This window comes from Polaromonas sp. P1_H6 (assembly GCF_056405195.1).
Map to the genome: position 1 here is coordinate 87,075 of NZ_JBFUCN010000008.1, position 14,775 is coordinate 101,849.

At 65.0% G+C, this 14,775-nt stretch carries 14 protein-coding genes; 2 read left to right on the plus strand and 12 right to left on the minus strand.

The features are described 5' to 3' along the window. Positions 1-24: 24 nt before the first annotated feature. The 5 genes from AC1D1F_RS09985 to AC1D1F_RS10005 all read right to left on the minus strand — a co-directional run bounded on the left by AC1D1F_RS09985 (position 25) and on the right by AC1D1F_RS10005 (position 7,563). On the minus strand, positions 25-1,263 hold the full coding sequence (locus tag AC1D1F_RS09985; RefSeq protein WP_477696156.1) for a hypothetical protein: 1,239 nt from the start codon (positions 1,261-1,263) through the stop codon (positions 25-27). Positions 1,264-1,320: 57 nt separating this feature from the next. After that, complete coding sequence (locus tag AC1D1F_RS09990) at positions 1,321-4,485, minus strand: efflux RND transporter permease subunit (RefSeq protein ID WP_477675031.1); 3,165 nt, start codon at positions 4,483-4,485, stop codon at positions 1,321-1,323. Between the two features lie 33 nt (positions 4,486-4,518). Continuing rightward, on the minus strand, positions 4,519-5,919 hold the full coding sequence (locus AC1D1F_RS09995; RefSeq protein WP_477675030.1) for an efflux RND transporter periplasmic adaptor subunit: 1,401 nt from the start codon (positions 5,917-5,919) through the stop codon (positions 4,519-4,521). A 268-nt stretch (positions 5,920-6,187) separates the two neighbouring features. Next, positions 6,188-6,670, minus strand: a complete 483-nt coding sequence (gene rnhA, locus AC1D1F_RS10000) for a ribonuclease HI (RefSeq protein ID WP_477651584.1) — start codon at positions 6,668-6,670, stop codon at positions 6,188-6,190. Between the two features lie 68 nt (positions 6,671-6,738). After that, complete coding sequence (locus tag AC1D1F_RS10005) at positions 6,739-7,563, minus strand: class I SAM-dependent methyltransferase (RefSeq protein ID WP_477675029.1); 825 nt, start codon at positions 7,561-7,563, stop codon at positions 6,739-6,741. An 11-nt stretch (positions 7,564-7,574) separates the two neighbouring features. Here AC1D1F_RS10005 and gloB point away from each other — a divergent pair, with 11 nt between their 5' ends. Both gloB and AC1D1F_RS10015 read left to right on the plus strand, forming a co-directional pair. Further along, positions 7,575-8,345 (plus strand): hydroxyacylglutathione hydrolase, encoded by a 771-nt coding sequence (gene gloB, locus AC1D1F_RS10010; RefSeq protein ID WP_477675028.1) that lies wholly within the window; start codon positions 7,575-7,577, stop codon positions 8,343-8,345. Beyond that, positions 8,342-9,898, plus strand: a complete 1,557-nt coding sequence (locus tag AC1D1F_RS10015; protein WP_477696157.1) for a transglycosylase SLT domain-containing protein — start codon at positions 8,342-8,344, stop codon at positions 9,896-9,898. Before gloB ends, AC1D1F_RS10015 begins: the two co-directional genes overlap by 4 nt. A gap of 18 nt (positions 9,899-9,916) precedes the next feature. On the opposite strand, the gene AC1D1F_RS10020 is transcribed toward AC1D1F_RS10015, so the two are convergent. The 7 genes from AC1D1F_RS10020 to AC1D1F_RS10050 form a co-directional block, all read right to left on the minus strand. Beyond that, complete coding sequence (locus AC1D1F_RS10020; RefSeq protein WP_477651576.1) at positions 9,917-10,069, minus strand: DUF3096 domain-containing protein; 153 nt, start codon at positions 10,067-10,069, stop codon at positions 9,917-9,919. Between the two features lie 165 nt (positions 10,070-10,234). After that, complete coding sequence (locus AC1D1F_RS10025; RefSeq protein WP_477675026.1) at positions 10,235-11,074, minus strand: ABC transporter permease; 840 nt, start codon at positions 11,072-11,074, stop codon at positions 10,235-10,237. A gap of 2 nt (positions 11,075-11,076) precedes the next feature. Then, a complete protein-coding gene (locus AC1D1F_RS10030; protein ID WP_477675025.1) occupies positions 11,077-11,904 on the minus strand; it encodes an ABC transporter ATP-binding protein in 828 nt (275 codons plus the stop codon). A 64-nt stretch (positions 11,905-11,968) separates the two neighbouring features. Then, positions 11,969-13,018, minus strand: a complete 1,050-nt coding sequence (locus AC1D1F_RS10035) for an ABC transporter substrate-binding protein (RefSeq protein WP_477675024.1) — start codon at positions 13,016-13,018, stop codon at positions 11,969-11,971. A 132-nt stretch (positions 13,019-13,150) separates the two neighbouring features. Further along, positions 13,151-13,564 (minus strand): MAPEG family protein, encoded by a 414-nt coding sequence (locus tag AC1D1F_RS10040; RefSeq protein ID WP_477675023.1) that lies wholly within the window; start codon positions 13,562-13,564, stop codon positions 13,151-13,153. Between the two features lie 83 nt (positions 13,565-13,647). Further along, positions 13,648-14,274, minus strand: coding sequence for a recombination mediator RecR (recR, locus tag AC1D1F_RS10045; protein WP_477675022.1), 627 nt, complete (start codon positions 14,272-14,274; stop codon positions 13,648-13,650). A 140-nt stretch (positions 14,275-14,414) separates the two neighbouring features. After that, positions 14,415-14,738 (minus strand): YbaB/EbfC family nucleoid-associated protein, encoded by a 324-nt coding sequence (locus AC1D1F_RS10050; protein ID WP_411882079.1) that lies wholly within the window; start codon positions 14,736-14,738, stop codon positions 14,415-14,417. Between the last annotated feature and the right edge of the window lie 37 nt (positions 14,739-14,775).

Sequence of the window (14,775 nt, forward strand, 5' to 3'; positions counted from 1 at the left end):
TCGAATGCCGCGGCGCCGGCGGCCCTAGTCGTTCCGGGGCTCCGATAGCGGCGGCAAGTCTTCGTAGCCGAAAAAATAGGGCACCACCCGAAAGCTCATCAGCAGGCCGCCGTTTTCCGGTGTGGTGCTCAGGCGTTCATAGTCCTGCGCGGCCAGGGGCTGTATTTTCTCGGCATCGCGTTGCCGGCTGAAAACACCGTGGCGCCACTGGTAAACCTCACCGAGTTTTTCCTGGTAGGTGTAGTGATGCTGGTTGTCGTTGTAATAGTCGTCAAACCGGTTGCCGCCCAGATAGATCGCGTTGGAGCCTTCATAGCCTGTCTTCTGGCTGGTGCCCGGGTCGGTGTTCAGGAAGTATGCCCAATCGCCCGGGACAAAGTTGCCGGCCGCAACACCGCCCACCATGCGCAGGACCTTGCCCGGGCGCTCAAGCTCCAGCGGATCAAAATCAGCTTCAAAACTCCACATCCGGCCGGGTTCCAGGTCGACCAGCGGCTCACCGTCGGCCAGCAATCGCCGCTCCACGGTGCGCGCCCTGCCTGCATCCCCCTTGACACGGCGAAAGTAATCCAGCGCGCCTTGGGCAAACACCACCTTGGTCGCGGCGTAGCAGCCTATCTCGTACTTCCCCTGCTCAAAAAACATGTCATTGAGCGCTTGATGCAGAGGGGTGCGGAGCTTGGGCGTTCCATTGACCCAATAGCGGGAATTCCACTTGGCAGGACCGCCCTCGGGCCAGCCCCATTCCAGCACCTCGGCCCAGATCACCGTGTTCTGGCGGATGCCGACGTGGTCGACCAGAGCCTGCACATCGCAGGCCTTTCCCCTGAACTCGGTCAACCTGCCGGGGTGCAGCAAGGCCAGCAGGATTTCTTTCTTCGAGACTGTCTTGAGCTTGCGAGTCTTGTTGTTTTTCACAGGCACCAGCACCGTCTCGTCCTTGATGGCCAATTCCGGACGTTGCGCCAGCCACAGGGTGCTCACGGCCGCGCCTGAGCCCAGCAGGGAATACGTCATGGTCCCTCGAGGCTTGTCGAAGGTCTCCTGAACCAGCCGGGCCGGAATGCCGAGCCGCTGGAGGTACCGGAACATGTCGGGGCTGAGTTGCGCCAGCTGGGAGGGCGAACAGAAAAACTGCACGCCATAGGCCCCCGCGACGGCCGTCTCCTGCGCCCGTGCGGAAACCGCCAGGCCGGCCGCCAGCAGGAATGGAATCAGGAAGGAAGCAAGGTTACGGATTCGGCCCGCAGGGTGTGCGGTCAAACCGGCTTTCTCATCACCATGCCAGGAGCCCGGTGTGGCGTGTGCGGCATCTTGGGGTCATTTCGCCACGTACTCCGGGTGCTCAAGGTGTTCATCGGGCTGCTCTTTGGCAATGGTCTTGTTCGCGCCCGGAATGGCCTTGCGGGCAAACAGGGTGTACATGGTGGGCACCACGAAGACGGCCAGCAAACTGCCCAGCGACATGCCGCCCACGATCACCCAGCCGATCTGCGTGCGGCTTTCGGCGCCTGCGCCGTGTGACATGGCCAGCGGCAGTGCCCCCAGTACCATGGCGCCGGTGGTCATCAGGATGGGGCGCAGGCGCTGGGACGAGGCCTTGACGACGGCGTCGATCATCTCCATGCCCTGCCCGCGCAGCTGGTTGGTGAACTCGACGATCAGAATGCCGTGCTTGGTGATCAGGCCGACCAGCGTGATCAGCCCGATCTGGGAATACACATTGAGCGAGCCGCCGGACCATTTCAAAGCCAGCAAGGCGCCCAGCATGGACAGCGGCACCGACAGCATGATCACCAGCGGGTCGATAAAGCTCTCAAACTGCGCGGCCAGCACCAGGAAAATAAACAGCAGCGCCAGCACAAACACGATGGCCAGCGCGCCTTGCGAGTTGCGGAATTCGCGCGAGGTGCCGTTGAGGTCGGTGCTGTAGCCGGTCTTGAGCACCTTGGCGGCGGTCTGGTCCATGAACTTGAGCGCTTCGCCCAGCGAGTAATCGCCCGAGAGGCTGGCGGTAAACGAAACCGAGCGCCGCTGGCCGAAGTGGTTGAGTTCGCGCGGCGAGACGCTTTCGCGTACCTTGACCAGCGCCGACAGCGGGATCATGGCGTCGTTACGGCCGCGCACATAAATGCGGTCGATGTCGTCGGGCGTGGTGCGGCCGCTGGCCTGGGTCTGCACGATCACGTCGTATTGTTCGCCGTCGCGTTTGTAGCGCGTCACGTTGCGCCCGCCCAGCAGGGTTTCGATGGCCTTGGCCACCACCTCGACGCTCACGCCCAGGTCGGCGGCCTTGTCACGCTCGACGTCAATGCGAAGCTCGGGCTTGTTCAGGCGCAAGTCGACGTCGACCGAGACGATGCCCGGGTTCTTGGCAATTTCCTCCTGCATCTGGCGCGTGACGGCATTGAGGTTCTGGTAGCTGTCAGAGGTCTGGATCACGAAGTTGACCGGGCGGTCGCGAAAGCCCTGGCCCAAGGACGGCGGCGTGATGGTGAAGACGTTGACGCCCGGCAAGGCGTTGAATTTGGGCTGCAGTTCGCGCGCCATGTCCATGGTCGAGCGCTTGCGTTCGTCCCAGTCCACAGTGCGGTAGACCACACTGGCCTGAGCTACCGTGGGGTTGCCGACGTTGCCGAAAATACGGTCGAACTCGGGAAACGGCTGGCCCATTTTTTCAAGGGCCTGGGCATAGCGGTTGGTGTAGTCCAGCGTGGCGCCGTCCGGTGCGGTGACGTTGGCCAGGATGACCCCGCGGTCCTCCATGGGAGAGAGCTCCCGCTTCATGCCGGGAAACACCAGCGCAATGGCCAGCGCGCTGAGCGCCATGACGCAGATGACGATCCAGCGTGCCTGGAAGGCGAAGGCCCTGAGCTTCTGGCCCCAGCCCGGGGTGTCGCCCGAAGGCTCCCAGCGCTTGGTGACCACCCACCGCAGCACCGAGCCGTACCGGTCGGAGATTGACGTCAACAGCCGCTCCATGAAGCGGTCAAAACGATTCGGCTTGGGGTTGTGCTTGAGCAACTGGGTGCACATCATGGGCGTGAGCGTGAGCGCCACAAAGCCCGACACCACCACCGCGCCGGCCAGCGCCAGCGCGAACTCCACGAACAGCCGCCCGGTGCGGCCCGGCGTGAACGCCAGCGGCGCGTACACGGCGACCAGCGTGGCCGTCATGGTGACCACCGCGAAGCCGATCTCGCGCGCGCCCTTGATGCCGGCCGAGAACGGGTCCATGCCCTCCTCGATGTGGCGGAAGATGTTCTCCAGCATCACGATGGCGTCGTCCACCACCAGGCCGATGGCCAGCACCAGCGCCAAAAGGGTCAGCGTGTTCACGGTGAAACCCGCCAGGGCCATCATCGCGAAGGTGCCGATCAGGCTCACCGGGATGGTGATGATCGGAATGATGGAAGCGCGCATGGTGCGCAGGAACACAAAAATCACCAGCGCCACCAGGATGATGGCCTCGGCGATGGTGCGGTAGACGTTCTTCACGGACCGGTCGATGAACACCGAGTTGTCGTTGGCGATGTCGATCAGCACGTCGGGCGGCAAATCGGCCTTCAGCTTGGGAATGGCCTCGCGCACGCCTTTGGACAAGTCCAGCGGATTGGCGGTGGCCTGGCGGATCACGCCGATCGCCACTGCCGAGCGGCCATTGAGCCGGACGGCCGTGCGCTCGTCGGCGGCGCCCTCTTCCACCCGGGCCACATCACGCACCTTGACCGAAAAGCCGTTGACATTCTTGACCACGATGTCGCTGAACTGGCCGGGCCTGACCAGGTCGGTCTGCGAGGTCACGCTGAATTCGCGTTGCTGCGACTCGATGCGGCCGGCCGGCAGCTCCAGGTTGCTGCGGCGGATGGCGTCCTCGACATCCTGCGTGGTGAGGCGGTAGGAGGCGAGCTTGTCGGTGTCCAGCCAGACGCGCATCGCGTACTTGCGCTCGCCGAAGATGCGCACGTCGGCCACGCCGGTGACGGTCTGCAGGCGCGGCTTGACGATGCGGTTGACCAGGTCGTTGATCTGCAGCGGCGTCATGGACTCGCTGGAAAACGCGATCTGTATCACCGGAAAGGCGTCGGCCTCGACCTTGGCGATCACCGGCTCCTCGATGGCCTGCGGCAAGCGGTTGCGGACACGCGAGGTGCGGTCGCGCACCTCGGCGGCGGCGGAGTCGGCGTCTTTTTCGAGGCGGAAACGCACGCTGATCTGGCCCTGGTCGGCGCGGCTGATCGAGGTGATGACATCCACCCCGTCAATGCCGGCGATGGAGTCTTCCAGCGGCTTGGTCACCTGGGATTCGATCACTTCCGCGGAAGCGCCCACATAGCGCACGCTCACGGTCACGACCGGCTCGTCGATCTTGGGGTATTCGCGTACCGTGAGGCGGTTGAAACTGACCGCCCCTATCAGCACGATCAGCAGCGACAGCACGGTGGCGAAGACCGGACGGCGTATGGAGACTTCAGCGAGTTGCATAGGTGTCTGTGAAAGCTTCTGGCCGGTCGGCGCTCAGGCCGGGTCGCGCGCCGGCGGGCCGGACGGGCCGCGCTCGGCGGGTGCCACGCCGCGCACCGGGACCAGCGCGCCGGGAGCCTCCGACACCACCACGCCGCAGGGATTGGGGCCGGCCAGGGGGGCTTGCTGGGCTGCGGGGGCCGTCGCGGTCGCGGCAGTCTTCACCGGCGAGGCGACCTCGGGAGCTGTGGGGGCGGCTGTTGCCGGTGAAGCGGGGGACACCGCCGATGCGGCTGAAGAAGCGCTGGCGGCTGGTTTTCCATTGCCCGCGCGGCTGGCGGCATTCGCGGCCAGGTCCACCACGCTCACCACCGTACCGTCGCGCTGCACGCGCTGCTGGCCGGTTGCGACTACGATGTCACCGGGTTCCAGGCCTTCGAGGATTTCGACCTTGCCCGGGCTGCGCAGGCCGACCTTGACTTCCACGCGCTTGGTGATGCGCGTCTGCCCGTTCGGGCCCTCCAGCAGCTTGATGACAAACTGCCGGCCGCCCTGCGGAACAATCGCTTCCTCCGGTATCACCCGGGCGTTCTCACGCACGCCGAACACCGCGTTGACGCGGGCGAACATGCCGGGGCGCAGCTGCAGCTGGCGGTTGTCGATGCAGCCGCGAATGCCGATGGAGCGGCCGTTGGCGTCGATCAAAGGATCGATGGCCTGGATCTGCGCGTTGTACTTGCGGCCAGGCAAGGCGTCGATGTCGAGCGTCGCCGTCTGTCCGCGCCTGACCTTGTTCTGGAAGCGCTCGGGCAAGCGGAAATCGACAAAAATCGCTTCAATGTCCTCGATGTTGACGATGTCCGCGCCGTCCTTGAGGTAGTCGCCGACGTTGACGAGGCGTATGCCGGCGATGCCGTCAAAAGGGGCAATGATTTTCAGGCGTGCCGCCGTGGCCTTGGCCAGCGACAGCTTGGCTTCGGCCACCTGCAGGTTGGCCGCGCTTTCATCGAGGGAGCGCTGGCTGATGAAGTTTTGCGCCACCAGCTCCTGGTTGCGCTTCTGGTTGGCCCGGGCGATCGAGAGTTCGGCCTGGCTTTGCTGCACCTGGGCCAGCGGCAGCTGGTCGTCGAACTGCACCAGCACCTGGCCCTTGCGCACACGCTGGCCGTCGGTGAAATTGAGCTGGGTGATGCGCCCGCTGACCTCGGGCCGCAAGACCACGCCGCGGCGCGAACGCAAGCTGCCCACGGCCGGGGTGTCGTCCGACAGTCTGGCGATTTCCACCCTGGCGGCTTCCACCGTGACCGGTTTTCCCGCATTCGCATTGGTCCCATTGCCGGCAGCCGAAGGCCCGGCGGCATCCGGCGCCTTGGGTTTCTGGAGCCACCAGGCGGCGCCCGACGCGACCGCAATGCCCGCGACGGCGACCACTGTGTAGATTACTTTTGATGCCATGGGGAGGAAAACTTGTTATACAAAGAGATACAAAGTTCCAATGTAGCAGGACACCCTGGCGCGCGCAGCCTTTTCCGCCCCCTGACAGGGGCAAGCGCGGTAGCTTTACAACGGCTTTACCATGCTGCCGGCTCACCTCCGCGACCCCGGACGCTACGTACGCTTATGGTGCGTGCCCCGCACGGGGATGTGCGCCGGCCAATACTTGCTTGGTGCCTGTTTTTGCGCGCGTGTTCCCACAGCGGTACTAGGCTGTCCAAAGCCGCTGTTACAAGCGGCCCAGTGCGCGTTCCACGCCCTTGTTGGCCAGCGCGTCGGCGCGCTCGTTGCCGGGATCACCGGCATGGCCCTTGACCCAGCGCCAGTCGATCTTGTGGCCGCTGCCGCTCACCAGCGCGTCCAGGCGCTGCCACAGGTCCACGTTCTTCACGGGCGCCTTGGCCGCCGTGCGCCAGCCTCTAGCCTTCCAGCCGTGTATCCACTCGGTGATGCCTTTACGCACGTACTCGCTGTCCAGGTACAGGGTCACGCTGCAGGGCCGCTTGAGCGCCGTCAGCGCCTCGATGACGGCCATCATTTCCATGCGGTTGTTGGTGGTGCCCAGTTCACCGCCGAACAGCTCCTTTTCGGTGCCGCCCTGGGACAGCAGGACACCCCAGCCGCCGGGTCCGGGATTACCCTTGCATGCGCCGTCGGTGTAGATCACGACGGGCTGGGGAGTGGCTGCTGGGCTGGTGGATAAATCGGTCATGCGTTGGGTTTGCTTTGTAAAACGAAAACGCCGGGCCCATGCCCGGCGGTGAAAAAAAAGAAATCAGCTCAGGCCGGCGGCCGCAAGCGGACGGCCGGCTCCTTGTTGGCCACCGCGGCCGGTGCCGCCGCCGGGGCCTTGCGCGTCTTCCAGGCGGGCTCCAGCAGCCGGACGCCCCGCACGCGTTTGACCGCCGCGAGAAAGTACACCGCGCCGAAAATCGGCCACCAGCGCTCGCCCGCCGCGTCCATCCACTCGAAGCGGTCCAGCCAGGCCTGGCTGGTCAGCGCCGGTCGGTAGCAGCCGAAGCGCCCCGACTCTACCTCAAAGTCCAGCAGCCTCAGCCAGTCGCGCAGCCGCCAGTAACCGATGAAGTCGCCCGTGCTGGGCAAAAACAGCTTGTCGTAACCCCAGCGCTGGTACAGGTGGCCGCGGCGCTGGCGCAGGCCCCAGAGGCTGGTGGGGTTCAGCCCGCTGATGACCACGCGGCCCTCGGGCACCAGCACGCGGCTGACTTCGCGCAGCGTGGCGTGCGGGTCGCGGCTGAGTTCCAGCGTGTGCGGCAGCACCACCAGGTCCAGGCTGCTTTCCGGGAACGGCAAGGCGCCCGAGTCGGTCAGCAGGGCCGCGCGCCGGGAACTTGCCGCGGGGGCCGTGGTCGCATCAGGGGCCGGTGAAGGCGCGGCGGCATGAGGAAGGGACTCGAGCGCGAGCCATTTGTGCGGCATGCGGTTTGCTTGCAGGGCATCGAGTTCCGGCAGGCCCAGCTGCAGGGCGTGGTAACCAAACACGTCGCTCACGGCTTCGTCGAAATGCGTGCGCTCCCAGCCCAGCAGATAAGCGCCGGGCGGCGTCTTCAGCCAGTCGGTCAAACCTATAATTTCAGAGCTCATCGAGACACCGCATGTATTTGATTCCCATCCCCGCTTTTGACGACAACTACCTCTGGTTGTTGCATGACGGCAAACGCGCCCTGGTTGTGGACCCGGGAGATGCCGGGCCGGTGCTGCGCGCCCTGGACGAGCACGCATTGCAACTGGAGTCGATTCTAGTCACGCACCACCATGCGGACCACACAGGCGGCGTGGATGCCCTTCGTGAAGCCACGGGCGCCCAGGTCTGGGGCCCGGCCACCGAGCGCATTCCGCAGCCTTACACACACCTCACGGGCGGCGGCACAGCCCACGCGCTCGGCCTCGATTTCCAGGTGATTGACGTGCCCGGCCACACGGCGGGCCACATCGCTTATTACACGCCGGACGTGGATGGCAAACCCCTGCTGTTCTGCGGCGATACGCTGTTCTCGGGCGGCTGCGGGCGCCTGTTTGAAGGCACGCCGGCGCAGATGCTGGCCTCGCTCGACAAGCTCGCCGCCCTGCCCGGCAACACCGTGGTCTGCTGCACCCATGAATACACGCTCAGCAACCTGCGTTTTGCGATGGCCGTGGAACCCGGCAATGCCGAGCTCGCGGCCTACCAGGCCCGATGCGTGCGCCTGCGCGAGCAGGGTGTGCCGACCCTGCCGAGTTCGATAGCGCAGGAATTGCGGATTAATCCCTTCTTGCGAACGCGGCAAGCCACTATCATGGCGGCTGCCCGGCACTTTGATGCGTCGGCCCGTGACGAGACCACCGTATTTGCCGCCATCCGGCAGTGGAAAAACCAATTCAAATGACGCCACACTCCCGCACCACTGCCGCTTCAGCCGCTTCAGCCTCTTCCCCCTTCTCTTTTTTCCGCCTTGTTTCGCTGGCCTTCGTCCTCGTCACGGCACTGCTGGCGGGTTGCGCCACCCAGGCGCCCGGCCTGCCCAGCGACCCGGTGCTGACCACCGGCGGCCCTGCCACCAAACCACTGCTGCCCAACGGGCCGCTGCAGGCCATCACGCCGGGCCAGGCAGGCTCGCACCAGAACGTCGCCTCCACCGAGCCGCCCAAGGAGCTCTGGGACCGCATACGCCGCGGCTTTGCCATGCCCGACCTGCAAAACGAACTCGTCACCGACCGTGAGCAGTGGTATGCCAGCCGGCCCGACTACATCCAGCGCATGACCGAGCGCTCCAGCAAATACCTGTTCCACATTGTTGAAGAGCTGGAGCGCCGCCAGATGCCCACCGAGCTGGCCCTGCTGCCCTTCATCGAGAGCGCCTTCAACCCGCAGGCCGTCTCCAGTGCCAAGGCCGCCGGCATGTGGCAGTTCATGCCGGCCACCGGCAAGTATTTCGACCTGAAGCAAAACGCCTTCCGCGACGACCGCCGCGACGTGCTGGCCTCCACCCGCGCCGCACTGGACTACCTGCAAAAGCTTTACGGCATGTTCGGCGACTGGCACCTGGCGCTGGCCGCCTACAACTGGGGCGAAGGCAGCGTGGGCCGCGCCATCGCCAAGAACCAGCGCGCCGGCCTGGGCACCACCTATGCCGACCTGAACATGCCCGCGGAAACCCGGCTCTACGTGCCCAAGCTGCAGGCCGTCAAAAACATCGTCGCCAATCCGCAGGCTTTCCGCACCGAGCTGCCGCTGATCGAAAACCATCCCTACTTCCAGCAGGTGCTGATCACGCGCGACATCGACGTGGCCCTGGCCGCGCGCCTGGCCGACGTCAAGATCGAGGACTTCAAGGCGCTGAACCCTTCGGCGCACCGCCCCGTCATCATCGCCGCCGGCACGCCGCAGATTCTGCTGCCCTGGGACAACGCCACGGTGTTCCAGCGCAACTTCGAGGCCTACACCCAGGGCCAGTACGCCAGCTGGACCGCCTGGACCGCGCCCAGCACCATGAACCCGGCCGAGGCGGCGCGCCGCACCGGCATGAGCGAAGCCGACCTGCGCGGCGTCAACAACATCCCGCCGCGCATGCTGATCAAGGCTGGCTCCACCCTGCTGGTGCCGCGTTCGGCCAAGGTTGAAAACGACGTCACCTCCCACATCGCCGACACCGCCCAGGTGTCCTTCGCGCCCGAAATCGTCACGCGGCGCACCACCGTCAAGGCCCGCAAGGGCGAATCGGTGGCCACCATCGCCAAGCGCTACGGCCTGAGCGCCGCCAGCGTGGCCGAATGGAACAACGTCAGCGCCTCCAGCGCTTTCAAGGTGGGCCACCAGGTGGTGGTGTTCCTGCCGGTCAAAAGCCATGCCGCTTCGGCCGCCCGCGGCAAAGGCAAAAGCAGCGTGAAGGCCGTCAAGCGCGGTTCGGCCAAGCCCGTCGTGAAATCCAAAAAACGCTGAAGCCCGCGGCCCCCGCCGCTAAAGCTTGAGGGTGCCGACGCCGAACAGGCCTATCAGGCCGATGACGATCAGGTAGATCGCCACGATGTAGTTGAGCAGGCGCGGAATGATCAGGATCAGGACGCCCGCGATCAGGGAAACAAGCGGGCCTATGCTGAGAGAAAGGTTCATGGCGTTTTCCTTGGAGTTTTGGATGCCGGCTTGCCCACCTTCCCTTGCGCGGCGGCAAGGAGGCCCGGAATGGCGCAAGTCCGGCCTTGACTGTAAGCAGGCAAGCAGCCAGAGACTGTAGGACGACAGGAACTTGCGCTACAGGGAAAGGGGATGCGGAAAGCGTCAGAGCTTTTCCGTCTCGCCGCTGCGCGGCTGCCACTTCATGAGGCGTTTCTCGAGCCGCCCCACAATGCCGTCCAGCACCAGCGCGAAGGCCGTCAGCACCACGATGCCGGCGAACACGGTGTTGACGTCGAAGGTGCCTTCGGCCTGCAGGATCAGATAGCCCACCCCGCGCGCCGAGCCCAGATATTCACCCACCACCGCGCCCACAAACGCCAGGCCCACCGAGGTGTGCAGGCTGGAGAACACCCAGCTCGTGGCGCTCGGCAAATACACGGTGCGCAGCAGCTGCCGCTGGTTGGCGCCCAGCATGCGGGCATTGGCCAGCACCACCGGGCTGACTTCCTTGACGCCCTGGTAGACGTTGAAGAACACGATGAAAAACACCAGCGTGACGGCCAGCGCCACCTTGCTCCAGATGCCCAGGCCCAGCCACAGCGAGAAGATCGGCGCGAGGATCACACGCGGCATGGAGTTGGCGGCCTTGATGTAGGGATCCAGGATGGCGCTGGCCGTGGGCGCGAGCGCCAGCCACAGGCCGCAGGCCAGGCCCAGCACCGTGCCTATGCCGAACGCCAGCACGGTCTCCAGCAAGGTCGTGCCCAGGTGCAAATAGATGTCGGCATTGCCGGGCAACCCGTCGGGAAACAATGCGCTGGGCCCGAAGCCGAAGGGCATGAACCAGCTCCAGACCCGGCCCGCCACCTTGATCGGCTCACCCAGGAAAAACGCGATCTTCTGGTCACGCGAAGCCGCGTGCCAGGCCAGCAGGATGACGACCAGCAAACCCAACTGCCAGGCGCGCAGGTTTTTTTCGGAAGGCTTGAGATGGTGCAACATGCTCAGGCGGCTTTCTTGAGCTGTTGGGCGTAACCCTTGAGCACCTCATCGCGCAGCACGTTCCAGATCTGCGTATGCAGCTCGACAAAACGCGGCTGGTGGCGCACCTCGGCCACGTCGCGCGGGCGCGGCAGGTCGATCGCGAATTCGCCCATGGGGTGCGTGCCCGGGCCGGCCGACAGCACGACCACGCGGTCGCTCATGGCGATGGCCTCGTCGAGGTCGTGGGTGATGAAGAGCACGGCCTTCTTTTTGGCGGCCCAGAGTTCCAGCACCTCGTTTTCCATGAGCTGACGGGTCTGGATGTCCAGCGCGCTGAAGGGTTCGTCCATCAGGATGATGTCCGGGTCCAGGGCCAGCACCTGGGCCAGCGCGGTGCGCTTGCGCATGCCGCCCGAAAGCTGGTGCGGGTAGCGGTCGCCGAAGCCGCCCAGGCCCACGCGCTCCAGCCAGGCCTGCGCCTGGCGGCGCGCCTCGGCGTCGGGAATGCCGCGGTACTGCAGGCCCATCATGACGTTGGCCAGCGCGCTGCGCCAGGGCATCAGCGCCTCGGTCTGGAACATGTAGCCGGCGCGCGTGTTGATGCCGGCCAGCGGCTGGCCGAATACCTTGACCTCACCCGACGAGGCCTCGAGCAGGCCGGCGCCTATGTTGAGCAGTGTCGATTTGCCGCAACCCGTCGGCCCGACGACCGACACGAATTCACCAGCCCGTATGCGCAAGGTGGTGTCGCTGACCGCCGTGTAGCGCTGGCCCGCATCGTCGCGCGAACGAAAGGTGCAGCTGATGTCGATCAGCTCCAGGGCGTAGGCGTTGTCGGGTTCCGGCATGGCGGGAGCTTACAGCAAGCTGCCTGCGCGAGGCAGGCAGCTTGGGGTGGTCGTGCGGGCGCGTTCAGGCTTTGAATCGGTCCTTGGCCTTGCGCGAGAACTCGTTGGTATAGGTCTTGGCGATGTCTATCTTGTCGGCCTTGATGCTGGGGTCAAAGCTGGCCAATGCCTTGAGCGCCGTGCGCGCGCCGTCGTCGGGAATGATGCCATCGAGTGAAATCGACTCGCGCACCTTGTTGAAGGACGCAAGATAGAGCGCGCGGTCGCCCAGCAGATAGCTCTCGGGCACGGTCTTGATGATGTCGCCCGGGCCGGCGGTCTGCAGCCACTTGAGGCCGTGCACGATGGCATTGGCCAGTGCCTGGCAGGTGTTGGGATTCTTTTGAACAAACTCCAGGGGCGCATACAGGCAGCCCGCCGGCATGGAGCCGCCGAACACCTCCACCGTGCCCTTGAGCGTGCGCGTGTCGCTGATGATCTTGACCTCGCCCTTTTGCTCGAGCATGGTCATCACCGGGTCGGTGTTGCTCATCGCGTCGATCTGGCCCGAGCGCAGCGCGGTCAACGCGCCGGCCGCCGTGCCCACGCCGATAAAACTCACGTCGCCGGGCTTGAGGCCCGCGCGCGACAACACCAGGTTGGCCATCATGTTGGTCGACGAGCCCGGCGCCGACACGCCGATCTTCTTGCCCTTCAGGTCGGCCAGGGTCTTGTAGTTGGGCATGTTCTTCGTCGAGATGCCGAAGGCGATCTGCGGCGCCCTGCCCTGCAGCACAAAGGCCTGGAACATCTGGTTCTTGGCTTGCAGGTTGATGGTGTGCTCAAACGCGCCCGAGCACACGTCGGCCGAGCCGCCCACCACGGCCTGCAGCGCGCGCGCGCCGCCGGCAAAATCGCTGATCTCGATGTCGAGGCCTTCGGCCTTGAAGTAGCCCAGCTGCTCGGAGATCGTGAGCGGCAGGTAATAAAACGCAGCCTTGCCGCCGACCGCAATCGCGATCTTGCTCTTCTCGGGTTTGGGCTGGGCGCGCAGCGATGGGAATGCCAGCGTCGCCACAGCCAGCGCAGTGCCGCCGGCAAAGCCGCGGCGGGAAATCAGGGGATGGCGGTTCATTCAAAGCCTCTCTTCTTGTGGATGGCACAAGCTTATCGAGACGTAAAAAAACCCGCATCGGGGTCATCCCGTGCGGGTTTTTACCAAAAATCATGCGCTGCGGTTACTAAAGGTTACCGCCCGCGCCACTCGTCAGCGATAGCCGGAAAAAAGAATGCAGATGTTGATGAACAGCGCGACCGCCCAGATGGTCGAACGCGCTTTGGCCAGGTCGGCCACGTACATCATGATGTAGGCGATGCGCAGGAACACAAACAGCAGGGCCAGGATGTCCAGCCGCGTCTGCCCGGCTTGCAGCAGGTGCGCGATGATCACCGCCGCAAAGAAGAACGGCAGGGCTTCAAAGGTGTTGTGCTGGGCCGCATTGGCGCGGCCGCGCCAGTCGGTTTGCCGCGCCAGCCAGCCGCGCGGGTTGTGGTTGTCAAAGCCGCCGTCGCGCCGGGGCGTGCCCATCATGCCGTATTTGGCCAGCGCCGCGCAGGCGATCGGCAACAGGGCCGCGATCAGGACACACCAATAGGCAATGGTGAAGCGTGCGAATGTCATGGGTGGGTTCCTTTCGTTTGTTGTTGTGTCGTTGCGGCCGCTGCGATCATGGCCCGGCCGCAATCAAAAAATAGCGCCGCCCCTCAGCGGCGGTCCACCAGCGCATGGGCAATCGTGCCCAGGTCCACATATTCAAGTTCGCTGCCCACAGGCACGCCGCGCGCCAGGCGCGTCACCTGCACGCCGCGGCTCTTGAGCGCCTGGGCGATCACATGCGCCGTGGCCTCGCCTTCGGCGGTGAAGTTGGTCGCGAGGATCACTTCCTGCACCTCGCGCGAGGCTGGCGGCAAGGCCTCGCCGCGCTCGTCCTTGGGCACCACACGGTCGAACAGCTTTTGCAGTCCGATGTCGTTGGGGCCTATGCCGTCCAGCGGGCTGAGCTTGCCCATCAGCACGAAGTACAGGCCCTTGTAGGCCAGCGTGCGCTCCAGCGCCGCCTGGTCGGCCGGCGTCTCGACCACGCACAGCTTGCTGCGGTCGCGCTGCAGGTTCGCGCAGGTGGTGCAGAGCTCCTGCTCGGTCAGGGTGTTGCACAGGCTGCAGTGCCGCACGCTGCTGACCGCATGCTCAAGCGCGCGCGCGATCTGCAAGGCGCCGGGTTTGTCATGCTGCAGCAAATGAAAGGCCATGCGCGCCGCCGACTTGGCGCCCACGCCCGGCAGCTTGCGCAGCGCCTGGGTCAGGCCTTCTAAAGCATTGGAATCAGCCATGGTGGAAGTTAATGCGGCGCAAGCGTGTGCCTGCCGAGATCAGCCGGGGCCGCGGAACCGGCTTTGCCGGGCCGCAGGCGCAGCGCCCCCTCGGGGGGCAGAGAGCTACGCGCAGCGAGCGAACGTGAGGGCCCACAGTTTTAGAAGGGGAGCTTCATGCCGGGTGGGAGGCCTGCGGTGAGCTTGCCCATCTTTTCCTGGCTGACTTCCTCGGCCTTGCGCACGGCGGCGTTAAAGGCCGCGGCCACCAGGTCTTCGAGCATGTCCTTGTCGTCGGCCAGCAGGCTGGGGTCGATCTCGATGCGCTTGACGTCGTGCTTGCAGGTCATGGTGACCTTCACCAGGCCGGCGCCGGCCTCGGCCGTCACTTCGACAAAAGCCAGTTCGTCCTGGGCTTTCTTGAGGTTGTCCTGCATGGCCTGGGCCTGCTTCATGAGGCCGGCGAGTTGTCCTTTGTTAAACATGGCGTGTTCCTTTTGAATCGTGAAATCGGGGAGTGTT